The sequence below is a fragment of the Glutamicibacter soli genome, from assembly GCF_052322135.1.
In the GTDB taxonomy this organism is placed as follows: Bacteria; Actinomycetota; Actinomycetes; order Actinomycetales; family Micrococcaceae; genus Glutamicibacter; species Glutamicibacter soli.
This window is the reverse complement of sequence record NZ_CM125969.1, coordinates 2,165,373-2,182,086: the sequence shown is the minus strand read 5'-3', so window position 1 is coordinate 2,182,086 and position 16,714 is coordinate 2,165,373. Positions and strand designations below refer to the sequence as shown.

Genomic DNA, 16,714 nt, shown 5'->3' with positions numbered 1-16,714 from the left:
CCTACGACACGGCCCGCGGCAAGGCCAGAGCTGCTGGCGCTGCCGCGGGCCGTAGAAAGCACGCAGGTGCGGGGGAGTGGGAGGGACTCAGGAGTCCAGGCGTCCCACGGCGGTGACCGTGACCACCGGCTCGCCCACCGCGTCGGAGTCGTCCAGCGAGATGGTGGCGTTGATGCCCCAGTCGTGGTTTTCCTCCGGGTCGGCGAAGATCTGCCGGACCTCCCAGATCCGGCCGGGCTTCTCGGTGACGATGAACAGCTTGGAGCTGCGCCCGGTCGGGCCGTCGTCGATGTCCTCGTGCTCGTCGAAGTAGTCGTCCATGGCGTCGGCCCAGGTGTCCGCGTCGAAGCCGTTGTGCTCGTCCAGCTCACCCAGCGCCTTGTCCTGCTCGTCGGCGAAGAGCTTGACGCGGCGGAACATCTCGTTGCGGACCATCACGCGGAAGGCGCGCACGTTGCTGGTGAGCTTCTCCGGGGCCGGCGGGGTGATTTCCTCGGACTCGTCGTGCAGTTCGCCGCGGGAGAGCTCCTCCCACTCGTCAAGCAGCGAGGAGTCGATCTGGCGGATCATCTCGCCCAGCCACTCGATCAAGTCTTCCAGGTCCTCGCGCAGCGCGTCCTGCGGAACGGACTGGCGCAGCGCCTTGTAGGCGTCGGTCAGGTAGCGCAGCAGCACACCCTCGGAGCGAGCCAGCTGGTAGTACTGCACGAAGTCGGAGAAGCCCATGGCGCGTTCGTACATATCGCGCACCACGGACTTGGGCTGCAGCTCGAAGTCAGCCAGCCACGGGGCGCCGGCGCGGTACTGCTCGAACGCCGCCTCCAGCTTCTCGGCCAGCGGCATCGGGTAGGTGACCTCTTCCAGCGCGGTCATGCGCGCGTCGTAGTCCATCCCCTCGGCCTTCATCGCGGCGATCGCCTCGCCGCGCGCCTTCTTCTCCTGCCCGGAGAGCACCTGGCGCGGCTTTTCAAGGGTCGCCTCGATGGTGGAGACCACATCCAGCGCGTAGCTGGCAGAGTCGGGGTCAAGCAGCTCCAGGGCCGCCAGCGCGAACGGGGACAGCGGCTGGTTCAGCGCGAAGTTCTGCTGCAGGTGCACCGTCAGCTCGTAGTAGTTGCCGTACTGGTCTGGCTGCTCGCGGCGCACCACCACGCCGGTGGCGATCAGCTCGCGCAGGATGCCGATGGCGCGCAGCTTCAGCTTGCGCTGCGTGGAGGGGGTCTCGTGGTTCTCGGTGAGCAGGCGCACCGCGGCCTCGAACGCGTTGTCCTCGCGCTCCAGGAGGTTCAGCAACATCGAGTGCGAGACCTGGAAGGAGGACTTCAGCGTCTCGGGGGCGGCGTCCACGATCTTCTCGAAGGTCTTCTCACCCCAGGTCACGAATCCCTGCGGCGGCTTCTTCTTGGGGATCTGCTTGAGCTTGGTCGAGCCCTCGCCGTGCTTCTTCAGGGCCTTTTCCATGGCCTTATGATTCTCGATCGCGTGCTCCGGGGCCTGCACCAGCACGGTGCCAGCGGTGTCGAAGCCTGCGCGTCCGGCGCGTCCGGCGATCTGGTGGAATTCGCGGGCGTTCAGGATGCGGGTGCGGGTGCCGTCGAACTTGGACAGCGCGGTGATCACCACGGTGCGGATCGGCACGTTGATGCCCACACCAAGGGTGTCGGTGCCGCAGATGACCTTCAGCAGCCCTGCCTGCGCCAGCTGCTCGACCAGGCGGCGGTACTTGGGCAGCATGCCTGCGTGGTGCACGCCGATGCCGTGGCGGACCAGGCGGTTCAGCGTCTTGCCGAAGCCCGCGGCGAAGCGGAACCCGGCGATCAGCTCCGCGATGCGGTCCTTTTCCTCGCGGGTGGCCACGTTGATGCTCATCAGCCCGGTGGCGCGGTCGATCGCGTCCAGCTGGGAGAAGTGCACGATGTAGATCGGCACCTGGCGGGTCTTGATCAGCTCCTCCACGGCTTCCTGCACCGGGTCCATGGAGTAGTAGAAGTGCAGCGGAATCGGACGCTGGGTGTGCGCGACGGTGACGGTGGTCTTGCCGGTGCGCTCCTCAAGCTCCTTCTCGAAGCGGGACACGTCGCCCAGGGTCGCGCTCATCAGCAGGAACTGCGCCTGCGGCAGCTCGATCAGCGGCACCTGCCAGGCCCAGCCGCGCTGCGGGTCGGCGTAGAAGTGGAATTCGTCCATGATCACGCAGCCCACGTCGGCCCGCGAGCCTTCGCGCAACGCGATGTTCGCCAGGATCTCCGCGGTGCAGCAGATGATCGGGGCATCCGCATTCACCGACGAGTCGCCGGTGACCATGCCGACGTTCTCCGCGCCGAAGATCTTGCACAAATCGAAGAACTTCTCCGAGACCAGCGCCTTGATCGGCGCGGTGTAGAAGCTGATCTGGTCGCGGGCCATGGCGTAGAAGTGCGCGGCGATCGCGACCATCGACTTCCCGGAGCCGGTCGGCGTGGCCAGGATGACATTGCTGCCGCCGGCCAGGGCCATCGACGCTTCGTCCTGGGCCGGGTACAACTCGATGCCGCGGGTGGACACCCAGCGGCCGAAGGCCTCGTAGATTTCGTCGTCGGATACGTTTTTCGCGTCTGCAGGCAGGTAATCGGTGAGCAACATGATGCTCCAAGCCTATCCTCTGCGAACTGTGACCACGGGCTAGGCGATGACGCGCCGCGCGAATATGCTCTGGAATATGAAGTGGGACCCGACAAAGTACACCGAATTCGCCGACTACCGCGGCCGCCCCTACAAGGACCTGCTCGGCCAGCTGGGCGAGCTGGACCCAGCGAAGGTTGTCGACCTGGGCTGCGGGCCGGGAAACATGACCCGGCTGCTGGCCCAGCGCTGGCCGCAGGCGCAGGTCACGGGTCTGGACTCCTCGCCGGAAATGATCCAGCGCGCCTCTGGCAGCGAGCACGAGCCGAATCTGGGATTCGCGCTGGCCGACGCCATGCACTGGCATCCGGACCCGGACACTGACCTGTTGTTCTCCAACGCCATGCTGCAGTGGCTGCCCGGGCACCGCGAGCTGCTCAGGGTGTGGCTCGATGAGCTGAAACCCGGAGCCTATGTGGCCATCCAGGTGCCGGGGAACTTCGGCTCCCCGTCCCATGCGGTGATGCGCCAGGTCGCCGACAGCGCCGCCTGGGCGGACAAGCTGGTCGGGGTGCTGCGCCACGACGACGTGGTGGGGGAACCTGACGAGTACCAGCGCATCTTGCTGCAGGCTGGGTTCCAGGCGAACGTCTGGGAGACCACCTACCAGCAGGTGATGATCGGCGAGGACCCGATCCTCGACTGGGTGCGGGGCACCGCGCTGCTGCCGATCAAGGCCGCGCTGAGCGCCGAGGACTACCAGCGCTTCGAGGATGACTACCGGGTGCAGATCTCGGCACACTATCCCTCGTTCGCCGGACCTGACGGAACGAAAGTCACGAACTTCCCGTTCCGCCGCATCTTCATGATCGGCCGCAAGCTCGGCTGACGACGCGCGTCCTGCCACCCGGCAGGCCACCGGCTCTGGCGCGACCGGGCCAAGCGGAGCATACTGTGTGCATGGACGCGTACGATGCCTTTCTTGCGGCACCGGAGCACAGCCTGAATCTGGCCCGGCTGCAAGCCGACTTCAATCGAGAGTTCGATTCGCCGTGTCCGCCGGTTGAGGTGCTCGCGCGGCGTCTGGAGTCCATGCTGGCCAGCGCGCAGTGTTTCGCCGTCGCCGCCCAAAATGGGCACGGCCTCGTGGGGCACGCGCTGCTCACCCTGCGGCCCACCATCTATTTCGACGGGCCGCTGGCGGTGCTCGACGAACTCTACGTGCAACCCGCCCTGCGCGGCCGGGGCATCGGGTCAGCCCTGGTCAGCTGCCTGCTCCAGGAACTGAAGCGGCGCGGCAGCCTGGAGCTGCATATCAACGTGGACGAGGACGACACCGGAACGCGGCGCTTTTATGAGCGCCACGGCTTCGCCAATCGCGAGCCGGGCAGCGAGTGGCGCATGCTGCTGTACTACCAGGAGCTGCCGCCGGCCGGATGACCTGCGGCAGCCGCCTGAGGGTTCCTACCAGCCGCGTTCGCGCCATTCATCCAGGTGCGGACGCTCGGTGCCCAGATCCGTGGTACCGCCATGGCCGGGGAGGACCTTGGTCTCGTCGGGGAAGCGGTCGAAGATGCGTTCGGTGACGTCGGCGATCAGCGAGCTGAAGCGCTGCGGATCCTTCCAGGTGTTGCCCACCCCGCCCGGGAACAGGCTGTCGCCGCTGAGGATCACCGGCTGGCCCGAGGAATCCACCAGCGCGTAGGCGATGGATCCCGGGGTGTGGCCGCGCAGGTGGATCGCCTCGATGACCACGTCGCCCAGCTGGATCTTCTCTCCATGGGAGAGCGGATGGCTGATCTTCACACCCGACTCGTCGGCGATGCCCTGCCTGTCGTCGGCCCCCGCATAGGTGGTGACCGGGTACTTCTCGACCGCCGCGGCCAGCGCGCGCACATGGTCCCAATGCTGGTGGGTTGTTGCGATGGCAACGATCTCGGTGTCCGGTCCGTCCTCGGACGCGGCGGAGATCAACTCTTCAATGGCGGGGAAATCATCGGCCGCATCAACCAGCAGCTGCTTGCCGCTGGCCCTCTCGGTGATCAGGTACACGTTGTTGCTCATCTCGGATACGGAGATCCAGCGGATGCTTACATCGTCCAGAAGAAGTTCATTCATGTCCCCAGACTACGGGGAAACCAGGTGCGTACACGATAGGCTCGGAATACGACATCCAATCTATGAAACGGAGCGTTGCATGACCGACCTGGATTTTGTCAGCCTCGACCAGAAATCAACGGTAGCTCCATATCAGCAGGTGCGCGAGCAGATTCTGACGGCCATCTCCGATGGCAGGCTCGCCCCGGGAACCAAGCTTCCCTCGGTGCGCGCGCTCGCCGGATCGCTGGGCCTTGCAGTGAACACTGTCGCCAAGGTCTACAAGGAGCTGGAGCTGCAGGGTGCGGTCGCCACCCGCGGCAGGCACGGGACGGTAGTCCAGGCCGCGGAGGACCGCGGGGACCAGGAAGTCAGCGACGCCGCCGCCGACCTGGCGCGGATCTCGCAGATGTGGAACGTGGACGAGGAGACCGCGGTGAAGTACCTGCGCGCCGCCTTCAGCTCGCTGCCCAAATAATCCGCACCCGCGAAGTGCCGCGGAATTCTCGGCCCGGTCCCTTCAGGCGGATGGCGCTGCGGGTGGAGTCACCGTCAACGAATATCTGCCTGCGGGAAGCTTCGACGGCATCCGTCCCGCACGCAGCGCGCCGAGCAGCTCGACGGGGTCCATGGTGAAGTCGACCAGTTGCTCGCGGCCGGTCATGATCGCCTGGTTGGCGGCCAGCTCGAATGCCGAGACCTGGGCAAGATGCGGTACCTCGGACCCGAGCGAACCGGACAGCGCCCATTCGATGAATTTGCACGCCTCATTCGAAGCCATCTGCTCCGACGGGGTGCATGCCCAGAAGTCATCCAGCACCTGATCCACGCGGGCGGCGCCGAGCGTGAGCAGCAGCAGGCGCGTGGTCAGGGGCAGTGCGTCGGCGACCTTTCCGGCCCTGGCGGCGGAAATCAACTTGCGGATGACCCCGGCGCCGTCATCCCCGGCCAGTGATTCGGCGAAACCCGGAGCGGTGTGTTGGTGCGGCAGCAAGATCGAGGCCAGCGCTTCCTCCCATTGGCCAGGCGCAGGCAGCACCGGGCCCGGACGGGCTCCCGCTCGGCGCGGACCCGGAACCGGTGCCTCGGAAACCGCCGTGCCGCGCAACTGCCACAGTTTCCGCAATTGCGCGAACTGGTCGATCAGCGCATCATCGGTGATGCCGTAGGCCAGCAGGAACTGGGGCATGATCTCGAAGGTGATGGCCTTCAAGTTCGGCAGCCGGGGCACCACCTGCCGGGCAATGTCCATCAGTTCCGGGTCGGCGAGCCCGCTATGCGCGTCGACCCAGTACCCGCCGTATTCCTGGCCGCCGGCCAGATGCATTTCGATGACCCGCTCCAGCGGCAGCTGGTTGACCACCTCGCAGATGGGCTGGCGGCCATTGCGTTCGTTGGCCCAGAGATTGTGCAGGTCCAGGAGGATCCCGCAATCGGCCTGTTCGGCGACGGAGCGGAAGAACTCGCCGTCCGGCATTTCGCCGGGCAAGGGCTTGAGATAGTTGACCCCGGTTTCGACGGCGAGCGGCACCGGCAGGTGGCGCTTCAGGAAGCGGATGTTGTCCACCGCGCAAGCCACCGACTCGGGGGACTGGATCGGGGGAAGCAGGAAACCCATGTCGATCTCGCCGCCGGCTTGCCGCAGCCGATTGAAACTCAGGTGCTCGCTGGCCCAAGGGGCGCCCAATCGGATAATGCTGCGCACGAATGCATCAACCTGTTCAGGGTCCGGTGGGCAGGTTCCTCCGACGGGGAAGCCGACACCGTGGGCCAGGCAGGTCTGCGGAGCCTCGGCGAGGTGGCTGAACACCGCTTCATCCAGCATGTACCCGTGTGTGTCGGGCCCGGGCTGGAACCAGAAGGCCTGCGGTTCCAGTTCGAGCACGTCCACGCCGTTGTCCGTCCGGGAGAGCACCCCGTCGAGGGCAGGCCAGTAGATCACTCCGACGCCGAGCTCGGGCAGAGCGGTGAGCGGAATCAAGCCAGCTCGTCCATCGGGCGGACAACAAGATCCTCATCGACCATGAACCTCCGGGCCAGATCGAAACGGATGTCGAAGCCCGAGCAACAGGCAGGGCAGCCGAGCCGTCCCAGCACCTCGCGCTGAATTTTCTGCATCTGGTCCAAGTCGTACATCGCCGTGGCGGGAACCGTCACCCTGATGGTTTTGTCATCCAGCAATACCGATCGGTTCAGTCGTTCCATCGCAGTCTCCTGGTTCTCGACGTGGGCGGGCTGCGCAAAGCGCTATCCGCGGGAGTTGCTGCGGCACTCCTGGAACACATGATGCGGGGCAGTCCATTACCCACGTATTACTGGGTACCTCTCACCAATGTTTTCCGGCTGTGGAAAACCTTCCACGAATTTTTCAGTAGCTCATAGGCTGTGCCAATCGACCCAACGGAAGATTCGGGAGCACACCATGAACCACACTGCTGAAAACCGGTTGAAACTGCCAACCGCTGTCGCGGCCTGCCTGATGGTCGGCCTGCTGGCAGGTTGTACGGCACCGCCTGCGCAGCCCGAGCCCCCTGCGGTTGACCGCAGTGCGCAACCGGTCTCGCTTGCCTGGAGCAGCAAGGAGAACGTCGTCTCGGAAATCCAGGTCGAAGAGCAGCTTGGTTTGGCCATCGCCTATGTTGAACGCCAGCGCAAGCTGACACTGGTGGCCCGCGAGCTCGCCGACGGTTCGCTGCGCTGGAAGCGCGAGGCATCGGTGGGGCACAACCCCGGGGGCATGAGGATGAGGCTGCCGGTCTTCGAGCACAACGGAAGCCGGATGGCGGCATTTGTTGAATCGGTGAAGGGGAAATCCGAACGGCTGGTGGTCATTGATCTCGCTACCGGGAAGAACACCTCGGCGAGTATTGAGGTTGACTTCATGACCAACCGTCCCGTTGAATGCGAAGAGACCTGGTGCGTTGAGGGTGACAGGAAATCCGGAGAACCGGTGAACATGCGCTACGACATGGAGAAGGGCCGCTGGAAGCAGCTCGCCGGGGAGGACCTTCCCACACCGAAAAAGAATCCGGACGACCGATTCGTCGGCGAAGGTCTCTCGTCGTCGTCGCAGCGCGGGCCCAGGGAGGAACTGCTCAGCTACGCGCGGGACGGCAAGATCCTGTGGAGCGTGCCCTACGAACAGGTCTTCGACTCGTACTACTCCACGGACAACGGGTGGGAGTGGACTACGTTCGAGGAACCGCAGCAGATCTTCGTCGGCCATGGTTTCCGGATTGACTACCAGTACCACCCCGAAGGCGATGCCTACGTGCAGGACTGGAACAAGGACGCCATGATGGTCGGGATCGACCCAGACACCGGAAAACGCCGGTGGGCGGTGCCCGGCGCGGACCAGGACTGCTCCGGAATCGTTGAGACCCGCCAAGCCCAGACGCGCAGCACCTTCGTCACCTGCAGATTCCACCAGGCGTTGGCTACGGTGCAGCCGTCCACCGGCAAGCGCGGGGCGCTCACGGGCCTCGAATGGGACGTTGCAGGCATCGACGCGACCACCGGCAAGGAACGCTGGGCGTATGACATGCCCGGATACGAGAAAGCTGTGGAACTGGCCAAGGCCAACAACAGAATCCTCGGCGACCAGAAATACGTGATCGTCCCCATGGCCTCGGGATTCGCCGCCGTGGACAGCTCGACCGGGGAAAAGCTCGAACTCTCCCACGTCCTTGGTGACACCGTCTTGTGCACCAGCGACCGCGATTCGGTGGAAGTCAGGCACATCGACGGATACGAACAGACGGCCTACCTGAGGGTGCCGCAGACCGTGCAACCATGCACCCGTGACACGCAGAAGGCCACGAAGGACCTTCCGCTGTATGCGGAGTTCCAGCGCACAGGCAAGGACCAGCAGCGGATCGCGGTGCTCCCGGACCGCGCGGGCATGGTCGCGTACCGCATGCCCGATGAATAGTGCCCCAGGCGGCAAACCCTGCGGGAAGCTTCTCTGGGAACAGGCCTGAAACTTGCTGGAATACCCTCCCAGAAACCAGGCCTACAATCACGTCTCATGACTACAGAATCCGCTCGGGTCACGTCAACGCGGCCTGCCATCCCAGTGCTCATCGCCCTGGGCCTCATGGCGCTGTCACTGCCGGCATTTATAGTCCGCGAACAGCTGTACACAGCGGTCACCGCGGCGGCCGGTTCCTCTCCGGCACTCACCCTGCTGGCGGTGTTCTTCGCCGACGCGGCGTTGCTGCTGCTGGTCTTGTTCACCGCCGGGCTGGCCGTATGGTCATGGTTCAGGGACCGGGCGGCGTTCGCGAGGCTGGTGCTGGGAGGCCTGGGAGTGATCCTCGCCTACGCCGCAAGCAGCACGCTCAAGCTGATCCTGACCGAGGCGCGGCCCTGCCAGAGCATTCACGTGGCCATTGCGGAAACCTGCCCGCCGCACGGGGACTGGTCCTGGCCTTCGAACCACTCGGTGCTCGCCGCCGCCTTCGCGACCGCCTGCGCCTTGGCCATCGTGCGGCTGCGCTGGTACCTGGCCGCCACGGCCCTGCTCATCGCCGTGGCGCGGGTGGGAGTCGGCGCGCACTACCCGCACGACGTGCTGTTCGGTCTTGGCCTGGGCATGCTGGTGGTCCTCGTTGTGTTCAATTTCCTCCCGCGACTTGTCCGTCGCCTGCCCGGAACCGCGCGGATCGCCCAGCAGGCCGGCGGGCACTGAGCCCGCCCGGTGCGGGGGATCGCACGGCGCTCGCCGGTCGACGGTGCGGCCTTTGGCGATTTGCATGTGAGTTGCGTCAGAGTTCACACTCATTCGAAGCAATTTTCGATTAGTATTGCTTCGTGGCTATTACTGCAGAGAGCAAGAAAACTGATCTGACGCGCCTGGTCGTGAAGGGCGCGCGCGAGCACAACCTGAAGAACGTGGACATCGATCTGCCCCGCGACGCGATGATTGTCTTCACCGGCCTGTCCGGGTCCGGCAAGTCCTCCCTCGCGTTCGACACCATCTTCGCCGAGGGCCAGCGACGTTATGTCGAGTCGCTCTCTGCCTACGCGCGCATGTTCCTGGGCCAGGTCGACAAGCCGGACGTGGACTTCATCGAGGGCCTGTCCCCGGCGGTGTCCATCGACCAGAAGTCCACCAGCCGCAACCCGCGTTCCACTGTCGGCACCATCACCGAGGTCTACGACTACATGCGCCTGCTCTGGGCGCGCGTGGGCCGGCCGCACTGCCCGGAATGCGGCGAGCCGATTTCCAAGCAGACCCCGCAGCAGATCGTGGACCAGCTCATGGAGCTGCCCGAGCGAACCCGCTTCCAGATCCTGGCTCCCGTGGTCCGCGCCCGCAAGGGCGAATTCGTCGACCTGTTCGCGGAGCTGTCAGCCAAGGGCTTCTCCCGCGCCCGCGTGGACGGGCAGACCATCCAGCTGACCGATCCGCCGAAGCTGGCCAAGCAGGTCAAGCACACCATCGAGGTGGTCGTCGACCGCCTGGCCATGAAGGAGGAGGTCCGCCAGCGGCTGACCGACTCCATCGAGACCGCGCTGGGCATCGCCGACGGCCGCGTGCTGGCCGACTTCGTGGACCTGGAGGACGACGACCCGAAGCGCATCCGCTCCTTCTCCGAGAACCTGGCCTGCCCGAACGAGCACCCGCTGGCCATCGACGAGATCGAGCCGCGCACCTTCTCCTTCAACAACCCCTTCGGCGCCTGCGCCGCCTGCTCCGGCATCGGCACCAAGCTGGAGGTGGACGAGCACCTGATCGTCCCCGACGACGAGGTGACCCTCAGTGAGGGCGCAATCGCCCCGTGGTCGCTGGGCAAGGCCACCACCGAGTACTGGAACCGGCTGATCGAGGGCTTGGGCAAGGACCTGGGCTTCAGCATGGACACCCGCTGGAAAGACCTTCCCGCCGCAGCCCGCCAGGCCATCCTGAACGGCAAGGACCACAAGGTCGTGGTGCAGTACAAGAACCGCTTCGGCCGCGAACGCAAGTACTCGACCGGCTTCGAGGGCGTCATCTCCTACGTGCACCGCAAGCACCAGGAAACCGAATCGGACCACGCGCGCGACCGCTACGAGCAGTACATGCGCCAGATCCCGTGCCCGACCTGCGGCGGCGCCCGGCTGAACCCGGCCTCGCTGTCGGTGCTGGTGGGCGGCAAGTCCATCGCCGAGGTCTCCGCCATGGACCTGCGCAGCGCCGCCGAGTTCCTGACCACCCTGGAACTGAGCAACCGCGAGGCGCAGATCGCGGTGCAGGTGCTCAAGGAAATCGGCGCCCGCATGAAGTTCCTGCTGGACGTGGGCCTGGAATACCTGACCCTTGAACGCGCGGCCGGCACGCTGTCCGGCGGCGAAGCCCAGCGCATCCGCCTGGCCACCCAGATCGGCTCCGGCCTGGTGGGTGTGCTCTACGTGCTCGACGAGCCGTCCATCGGCCTGCACCAGCGCGACAACCGACGGCTGATCGAGACCCTGCTGCACCTGCGTTCGCTGGGCAACACCCTGATCGTGGTGGAGCACGACGAGGACACCATCGCCGAGGCGGACTGGATCGTTGACATCGGCCCTGGCGCGGGCGAGCACGGCGGCGAAGTGGTGCACTCCGGCTCCGTGGAGGGGCTGAAGGAGAACACCCGTTCGCTGACCGGCGACTACCTTTCGGGCCGCAAGCAGATCGAGATCCCGTCCAAGCGCCGCAAGGTGGACAAGGACCGCAAGCTCAAGGTCGTCGGCGCCAGCGAGAACAACCTGCAGAACGTCAGCGTCGAGTTCCCGCTGGGCGTGCTGACCGCGGTGACCGGCGTGTCCGGCTCGGGCAAGTCGACCCTGGTCAACGACATCCTCTACAAGGTGCTGGCGAACAAGCTCAACGGCGCGAAGCAGGTCCCCGGCCGGCACACCCGTGTGCAGGGCTTGGAGCACCTGGACAAGGTGGTCCACGTGGACCAGTCGCCGATCGGCCGCACCCCGCGCTCCAACCCTGCCACCTACACCGGCGTGTTCGACAACATCCGCAAGCTGTTCGCGGAGACCAACGAGGCGAAGCTTCGCGGCTACCAGCCGGGCCGCTTCTCCTTCAACGTCAAGGGCGGACGCTGCGAGGCCTGCTCGGGCGACGGCACGCTGAAGATCGAGATGAACTTCCTGCCGGACGTCTACGTGCCCTGCGAGGTCTGCCACGGGGCGCGCTACAACCGCGAAACCCTGCAGGTGCTCTACAAGGGCAAGAACATCGCCGACGTGCTGGACATGCCGATCGCGGAGGGCGCCGAGTTCTTCAGCGCCTTCACCCCGATCGCCCGCCATCTGAAAACCCTGGTGGACGTGGGCCTGGGCTATGTCCGCCTGGGCCAGCCGGCGACCACGCTCTCCGGCGGCGAAGCGCAGCGCGTGAAGCTTGCCGCGGAGCTGCAGAAGCGCTCCAACGGCCGCTCCATCTACGTGCTGGACGAGCCGACCACCGGCCTGCACTTCGAGGACATCCGCAAGCTGCTGCTGGTGCTGCAGGGGCTGGTGGACAAGGGCAACACCGTGCTGACCATCGAGCACAACCTGGATGTCATCAAGTCCGCCGACTGGGTCATCGACCTGGGACCGGAAGGCGGTTCGGGAGGGGGCACCATCATGGCCACCGGCACCCCGGAGAAGGTCGCGAAGGTCGCCGAATCGCACACCGGACGGTTCCTGGCCGAAATCCTCTAGCCCGGGGGCGCCGCGAGCGGCGAACCCGGGGGGAACGGGCGGGGGTATATTCGATTTCAGTTATGGATTATTTACCCGCGTCCGCTTCATGGGATGATGTCCTAGTGAATATGTCGGTAACCAGCGTGCTCTTTGATCTGGACGGGACCCTCGTGGACCCTGCAGGGTCCATAACCTCAGGAATCCGCCATGCCTTGGTGGCCCATGGGCTCCCGGATCCCGGCGAGGAAAAAATCGAAGCGTTGGTCGGCCCGCCGCTGCAGATCGGGCTGCGCACCCTGGACGGTGTCACCGACGCGAATATCGACTCGGTGATCGCCGCCTACCGGGCCCGATACTCGGAGGTCGGCATGCGGCAGTCGGTGGTCTATCCGGGCATGCGTACGCTGCTGGACGGGCTTCGGGCCGCCGGCATCCACACCGCGGTCACCACCGCCAAGCCGCTCCCGATCGCCCGTGAGCTGATCGAGGCGCAGTCCCTGGCCGGCAGCCTGGATGCGGTGCACGGTAACACCGGCGAAGGCGGATCCCACGGATCGAGCAAGGCGCACATCGTGGCCGCCGCGTTGAAGCACGCGGATCTGGATCCGTCGCGTAGCGTGGTGGTGGGGGACCGGCACTACGACCTGGACGCCGCGCGCGCGAACGGCGTGAAGTCCATCGGCGTGCGCTGGGGCTTCGCCCAGGGCGACGAGCTGGACGCCGCCGACTACCGGGTCTCCACCGCGGTCGAACTGGCGCAGCTGCTGCTGGGCAGGGACGGCGCGGCCGAATTGAACTTTGAAGAACTGATGCAGGAAGGTGCACGGTAGATGAGCATCTACACCATGACGCGATCCTCGATCCGCGGCATCATCCACGGCATCTGCCGCGCCGAGGTCACCGGCCTGGAGAACGTGCCCAAGGAGGGCGGCTTCATCGTCGCCTCCAACCACTTGTCCTTCTTCGACTCGCTGATCATCCAGGCGCTGACGCCGCGCGATGTCGCATTCTTCGCGAAGGCCGAATACTTCACCACGCCCGGAGTGAAGGGCAAGCTGATGAAGTCCTTCTTCGAGTCGGTGGGATCCATCCCGGTCCAGCGCGGCGAGCAGGCCGCCTCCGTGGCGGCCCTGGATTCGCTGGTGGAGATCATCGAGGGCGGTTCCGGCATCGGCATCTACCCGGAGGGCACCCGTTCGCGCGACGGCAGGCTGTACCGCGGCCGCACCGGGGTGGGTTGGTTGGCGCTGACCACCGGCGTGCCGGTGGTCCCGGTCGGGCTGATCGGCACCGAGAAGCTGCAGCCCGCGGGCACCAAGGGCTTCCGCCCGGCCAAGTTCCACATCCACTACGGCGAGCCGCTGTACTTCGACAAGCTCGGACGCAAGCACCCGCTGCCGCAGCGCCGCCTGGCCACCGATAGGATCGTCGACGCGATTGCCGAGCTTTCCGGCCAGGACCGCGTGGACTCCTACAACCAGCTGCCCCCGGACGCCAAGTAAGCCATGGCCGATCCCGCCAGCTACCGTCCGAAAACCTCGGACATCCCCACCAGGCCGGGCGTGTACCGCTTCCGCGACGAGCACGGCCGGGTCATCTACGTGGGCAAGGCCAAGATCCTGCGCAGCCGGCTGCTGTCCTACTTCGCCAAGCCCGAGCGGCTCACGCCCAAGACCCGCACCATGGTGTTCACCGCCGCGAGCGTCGAGTGGACCGTGGTGGGCTCGGAGCTGGAGGCGCTGCAGCTGGAGTACACCTGGATCAAGGAGTACAACCCGCGCTTCAACATCGTCTTCCGCGACGACAAGTCCTACCCCTACCTGGCCGTGACCATGGACGAGAAGTTCCCGCGCGCCTTGGTGATGCGCGGGGACAAGCGCAAGGGCGTGAAGTACTTCGGCCCGTTCTACCCGGCCAAGGCCATCCGCGAAACCCTTGACACGCTGCTGCGCGTCTTCCCGGTGCGCAGCTGCGCCCCCGGGGTGTTCAAGCGCGCGCAGGCCTCGGGCCGCCCGTGCCTGCTGGGATACATCGACAAGTGCGCCGCGCCCTGCGTAGGGCGCATCAGCGAGGAAGACCACCGGGCGCTGGCCGATGACCTGTGCACCTTCATGGGCGGGGAGGCCACCCGCTTCACCAAGGCGCTGACCGCCAAGATGCAGGAAGCCGTAGCCCAGCTCGAATACGAGCAGGCGGCCCGCTACCGCGACGACATCGCGGCGCTGAACAAGGTCTTCGAGCGCAATGCGGTGGTGCTGGCGGACAACACCGACGCGGACATCTTCGGCATCCACGGGGACGAGCTGGAAGCCGCGGTGCAGGTGTTCCACGTGCGCGACGGGCGCATCCGCTCCCAGCGCGGCTGGGTCGTGGAGAAGGTCACCGACACCACCGACGGGGAATTCGTCGAGCAGCTGCTCACCCAGGTCTACGCGGACCACGCCGACCGCATCCCGCGCGAGATCCTGGTGCCGACGCTGCCCGAGGACGTGGACGACGTCACGCAGTGGCTCTCCGAGCTGCGCGGCTCGCGGGTCTCGCTGCGCGTGGCCCAGCGCGGGGACAAGGCCGCGCTGGCCGGCACCGTGGTGGAAAACGCCGAGCAGGCGCTGCGCCTGCACAAGTCCAAGCGCGCCGGCGACATCACCACGCGTTCGCTGGCCATGCAGGAGCTGCAGGACGCGCTGGGCGCCGAGCAGGCGCTGCTGCGCATCGAATGCTACGACGCCTCGCACACCCAGGGCACCAACGTGGTCGCCTCGATGGTCGTGTTCGAGGACGGACTGCCCAAGAAGAGCGAATACCGCAAGTTCTCCATCACCGGGGAAGCCGCGCGCGACGATACCGCCAGCATGTACGACGTGATCCACCGCCGTTTCAGCCGCTACCTGAAGGAAAAGGTGGACCCGCTGGTGCTCGCTGGCGGCGAGGTGGAGCCCGGCACCGCCGAGGTGAAGAAGTTCGCCTACCCGCCCTCGCTGGTGATCGTCGACGGCGGCCCGCCCCAGGTCGCCGCCGCCCAGAAGGCCCTGGACGACCTGGGCATCGACGACATCCCCGTCGTCGGCCTGGCCAAGCGCCTGGAAGAGCTGTGGCTGCCGGATGACCCGTTCCCGCTGATCCTGCCGCGTGCCTCCGCCGCCCTGTACCTGGTGCAGCGGCTGCGCGACGAGGCGCACCGCTTCGCGATCACCTTCCACCGGGCCAAGCGCGGCAAGTCGATGCTCGCATCCGAGCTGGATGCCGTGCCGGGGCTGGGCAAGGCCAAGCAGGAAGCGCTGCGCAAGCATTTCGGCTCCATGAAGAAGATCCGCGCCGCCAGCGTGGAGGAGCTGCTCGAAGTGCCGGGTGTGGGCCCGAAGCTGGCGCAAACCATCAAGGATTCGCTCCAAGGCGCGTCACCGGGCGCGGTAAACATGACTACCGGAGAAATTCTGGACTAGCCTTGAAGTATGAGCGCTGAGTATGAAGCCGTAAAGCCCCCGGAGTCCGAGCTGGTGATCGTTACCGGCATGTCAGGTGCCGGTCGCACGACTGTTGCCCACGCCCTGGAGGACCAGGACTGGTATGTGGTGGAGAACCTGCCGCCGGCCATGCTCGGACCCCTGACCGAGCTGATGAGCCGCTCGCAGGGATCCATCCCGCGCATGGCCGTGGTGATGGACGTGCGCTCCAAGGACATGTTCCCGGAGATCCGCGACGCGCTGGCCAATCTGACGGCCAGCGGCGTCAAGTACCGCCTGGTCTACCTCGACGCCAGCGACGAGGTGCTGGTGCGCCGCTTCGAGCAGGGACGACGCCCGCACCCGCTGCAGGGCGACGGGCGCATCGTCGACGGCATCCAGCGCGAACGCGAAATCACCCGCGAGCTGCGCGACGCCGCGGAGATCATCCTGGATTCCTCCTCCATGTCGGTGCACGACCTGGCCCGCTCGGTCAACGAGCTGTTCAGCGAGTCCGGACCGATCATCCTGCGTATCAACGTGATGAGCTTCGGCTTCAAGTACGGTCTGCCCACCGACGCCAACTACGTGGCCGACGTGCGCTTCATCCCGAACCCGCACTGGGTGCCGGAGCTGCGCCCGCAGACCGGCCGCGACAAGGAAGTCTCGGACTACGTGCTCTCGCAGACCGGAACCAGCGAATTCATCGAGAACTACCTCAAGGCGCTGGAGCCCGTCTTCGAAGGCTACCGCCGTGAGAACAAGCACTACGCGACGATCGCCGTGGGCTGCACCGGCGGCAAGCACCGTTCGGTGGCCACCAGCATCGAGCTAGGCCGCCGGCTTGCCCAGCTGCCCAACGTCCGCGTCAACGTCAGCCACCGAGACCTGGGACGCGAGTAGGGATT

Annotated in this window: 14 protein-coding genes; 10 read left to right on the top strand and 4 right to left on the bottom strand. The window is 66.0% G+C overall.

Going from position 1 to position 16,714, the window contains the following annotated elements; translation table 11 throughout:
• Window positions 1-87 precede the first annotated feature (87 nt).
• Window positions 88-2,622: a DEAD/DEAH box helicase gene (locus tag ACTX90_RS10335; RefSeq protein WP_424677970.1), complete on the bottom strand. Its 2,535-nt coding sequence runs from the start codon at window positions 2,620-2,622 to the stop codon at window positions 88-90.
• Between the two features lie 76 nt (window positions 2,623-2,698).
• On the opposite strand from ACTX90_RS10335, the gene ACTX90_RS10330 reads away from it, so the two are divergent.
• Together ACTX90_RS10330 and ACTX90_RS10325 are read left to right on the top strand one after the other, a co-directional pair.
• Complete coding sequence (locus ACTX90_RS10330) at window positions 2,699-3,490, top strand: trans-aconitate 2-methyltransferase (RefSeq protein WP_443442050.1); 792 nt, start codon at window positions 2,699-2,701, stop codon at window positions 3,488-3,490.
• 71 nt (window positions 3,491-3,561) lie between these two features.
• Window positions 3,562-4,041 carry a GNAT family N-acetyltransferase gene (locus ACTX90_RS10325; protein ID WP_120989292.1) on the top strand — a complete coding sequence of 160 codons (480 nt, stop codon included), beginning with the start codon at window positions 3,562-3,564 and terminating at the stop codon, window positions 4,039-4,041.
• A gap of 24 nt (window positions 4,042-4,065) precedes the next feature.
• On the opposite strand, the gene ACTX90_RS10320 is transcribed toward ACTX90_RS10325, so the two are convergent.
• Complete coding sequence (locus ACTX90_RS10320) at window positions 4,066-4,719, bottom strand: MBL fold metallo-hydrolase (protein WP_047119358.1); 654 nt, start codon at window positions 4,717-4,719, stop codon at window positions 4,066-4,068.
• A gap of 79 nt (window positions 4,720-4,798) precedes the next feature.
• Here ACTX90_RS10320 and ACTX90_RS10315 point away from each other — a divergent pair, with 79 nt between their 5' ends.
• Entirely contained in the window at window positions 4,799-5,176 is a 378-nt protein-coding gene (locus ACTX90_RS10315) for a GntR family transcriptional regulator (RefSeq protein WP_047119357.1), read from the top strand.
• A gap of 42 nt (window positions 5,177-5,218) precedes the next feature.
• Here ACTX90_RS10315 and ACTX90_RS10310 read toward each other — a convergent pair whose 3' ends face one another.
• Both ACTX90_RS10310 and ACTX90_RS10305 read right to left on the bottom strand, forming a co-directional pair.
• Window positions 5,219-6,679: an MbnB/TglH/ChrH family RiPP precursor modification enzyme gene (locus ACTX90_RS10310; RefSeq protein WP_443442049.1), complete on the bottom strand. Its 1,461-nt coding sequence runs from the start codon at window positions 6,677-6,679 to the stop codon at window positions 5,219-5,221.
• Window positions 6,676-6,903 carry a hypothetical protein gene (locus ACTX90_RS10305; protein WP_047119356.1) on the bottom strand — a complete coding sequence of 76 codons (228 nt, stop codon included), beginning with the start codon at window positions 6,901-6,903 and terminating at the stop codon, window positions 6,676-6,678. The genes ACTX90_RS10310 and ACTX90_RS10305 overlap by 4 nt, the downstream gene beginning before the upstream one ends.
• 217 nt (window positions 6,904-7,120) lie before the next feature.
• Here ACTX90_RS10305 and ACTX90_RS10300 point away from each other — a divergent pair, with 217 nt between their 5' ends.
• The 7 genes from ACTX90_RS10300 to rapZ all read left to right on the top strand — a co-directional run bounded on the left by ACTX90_RS10300 (window position 7,121) and on the right by rapZ (window position 16,709).
• Window positions 7,121-8,629: an outer membrane protein assembly factor BamB family protein gene (locus tag ACTX90_RS10300; protein WP_443442048.1), complete on the top strand. Its 1,509-nt coding sequence runs from the start codon at window positions 7,121-7,123 to the stop codon at window positions 8,627-8,629.
• A 96-nt stretch (window positions 8,630-8,725) separates the two neighbouring features.
• The gene (locus ACTX90_RS10295) at window positions 8,726-9,388 is read left to right on the top strand and encodes a phosphatase PAP2 family protein (RefSeq protein WP_082123918.1); all 663 of its coding nucleotides are present in this window, start codon (window positions 8,726-8,728) and stop codon (window positions 9,386-9,388) included.
• A gap of 122 nt (window positions 9,389-9,510) precedes the next feature.
• Complete coding sequence (uvrA, locus tag ACTX90_RS10290; protein WP_047119354.1) at window positions 9,511-12,381, top strand: excinuclease ABC subunit UvrA; 2,871 nt, start codon at window positions 9,511-9,513, stop codon at window positions 12,379-12,381.
• Between the two features lie 110 nt (window positions 12,382-12,491).
• On the top strand, window positions 12,492-13,193 hold the full coding sequence (locus ACTX90_RS10285; protein WP_424678602.1) for an HAD hydrolase-like protein: 702 nt from the start codon (window positions 12,492-12,494) through the stop codon (window positions 13,191-13,193).
• Window positions 13,194-13,865, top strand: coding sequence for a lysophospholipid acyltransferase family protein (locus ACTX90_RS10280; protein WP_047119352.1), 672 nt, complete (start codon window positions 13,194-13,196; stop codon window positions 13,863-13,865).
• Window positions 13,866-13,868: 3 nt separating this feature from the next.
• Entirely contained in the window at window positions 13,869-15,806 is a 1,938-nt protein-coding gene (uvrC, locus tag ACTX90_RS10275) for an excinuclease ABC subunit UvrC (RefSeq protein ID WP_047119351.1), read from the top strand.
• Between the two features lie 9 nt (window positions 15,807-15,815).
• Window positions 15,816-16,709: an RNase adapter RapZ gene (gene rapZ / locus ACTX90_RS10270; protein ID WP_047119350.1), complete on the top strand. Its 894-nt coding sequence runs from the start codon at window positions 15,816-15,818 to the stop codon at window positions 16,707-16,709.
• The last annotated feature ends 5 nt before the right edge of the window (window positions 16,710-16,714 follow it).

Excerpts from the sequence above, each read along its gene's own strand:
- ACTX90_RS10335 (WP_424677970.1), bottom strand. The coding sequence starts at position 2,622 with ATGTTGCTCACCGATTACCTGCCTGCAGACGCGAAAAACGTATCCGAC.
- ACTX90_RS10330 (WP_443442050.1), top strand. The coding sequence starts at position 2,699 with ATGAAGTGGGACCCGACAAAGTACACCGAATTCGCCGACTACCGCGGC.
- ACTX90_RS10325 (WP_120989292.1), top strand. The coding sequence starts at position 3,562 with ATGGACGCGTACGATGCCTTTCTTGCGGCACCGGAGCACAGCCTGAAT.
- ACTX90_RS10320 (WP_047119358.1), bottom strand. The coding sequence starts at position 4,719 with ATGAATGAACTTCTTCTGGACGATGTAAGCATCCGCTGGATCTCCGTA.
- ACTX90_RS10315 (WP_047119357.1), top strand. The coding sequence starts at position 4,799 with ATGACCGACCTGGATTTTGTCAGCCTCGACCAGAAATCAACGGTAGCT.
- ACTX90_RS10305 (WP_047119356.1), bottom strand. The coding sequence starts at position 6,903 with ATGGAACGACTGAACCGATCGGTATTGCTGGATGACAAAACCATCAGG.
- ACTX90_RS10300 (WP_443442048.1), top strand. The coding sequence starts at position 7,121 with ATGAACCACACTGCTGAAAACCGGTTGAAACTGCCAACCGCTGTCGCG.
- ACTX90_RS10295 (WP_082123918.1), top strand. The coding sequence starts at position 8,726 with ATGACTACAGAATCCGCTCGGGTCACGTCAACGCGGCCTGCCATCCCA.
- ACTX90_RS10285 (WP_424678602.1), top strand. The coding sequence starts at position 12,492 with ATGTCGGTAACCAGCGTGCTCTTTGATCTGGACGGGACCCTCGTGGAC.
- ACTX90_RS10280 (WP_047119352.1), top strand. The coding sequence starts at position 13,194 with ATGAGCATCTACACCATGACGCGATCCTCGATCCGCGGCATCATCCAC.
- uvrC (WP_047119351.1), top strand. The coding sequence starts at position 13,869 with ATGGCCGATCCCGCCAGCTACCGTCCGAAAACCTCGGACATCCCCACC.
- rapZ (WP_047119350.1), top strand. The coding sequence starts at position 15,816 with ATGAGCGCTGAGTATGAAGCCGTAAAGCCCCCGGAGTCCGAGCTGGTG.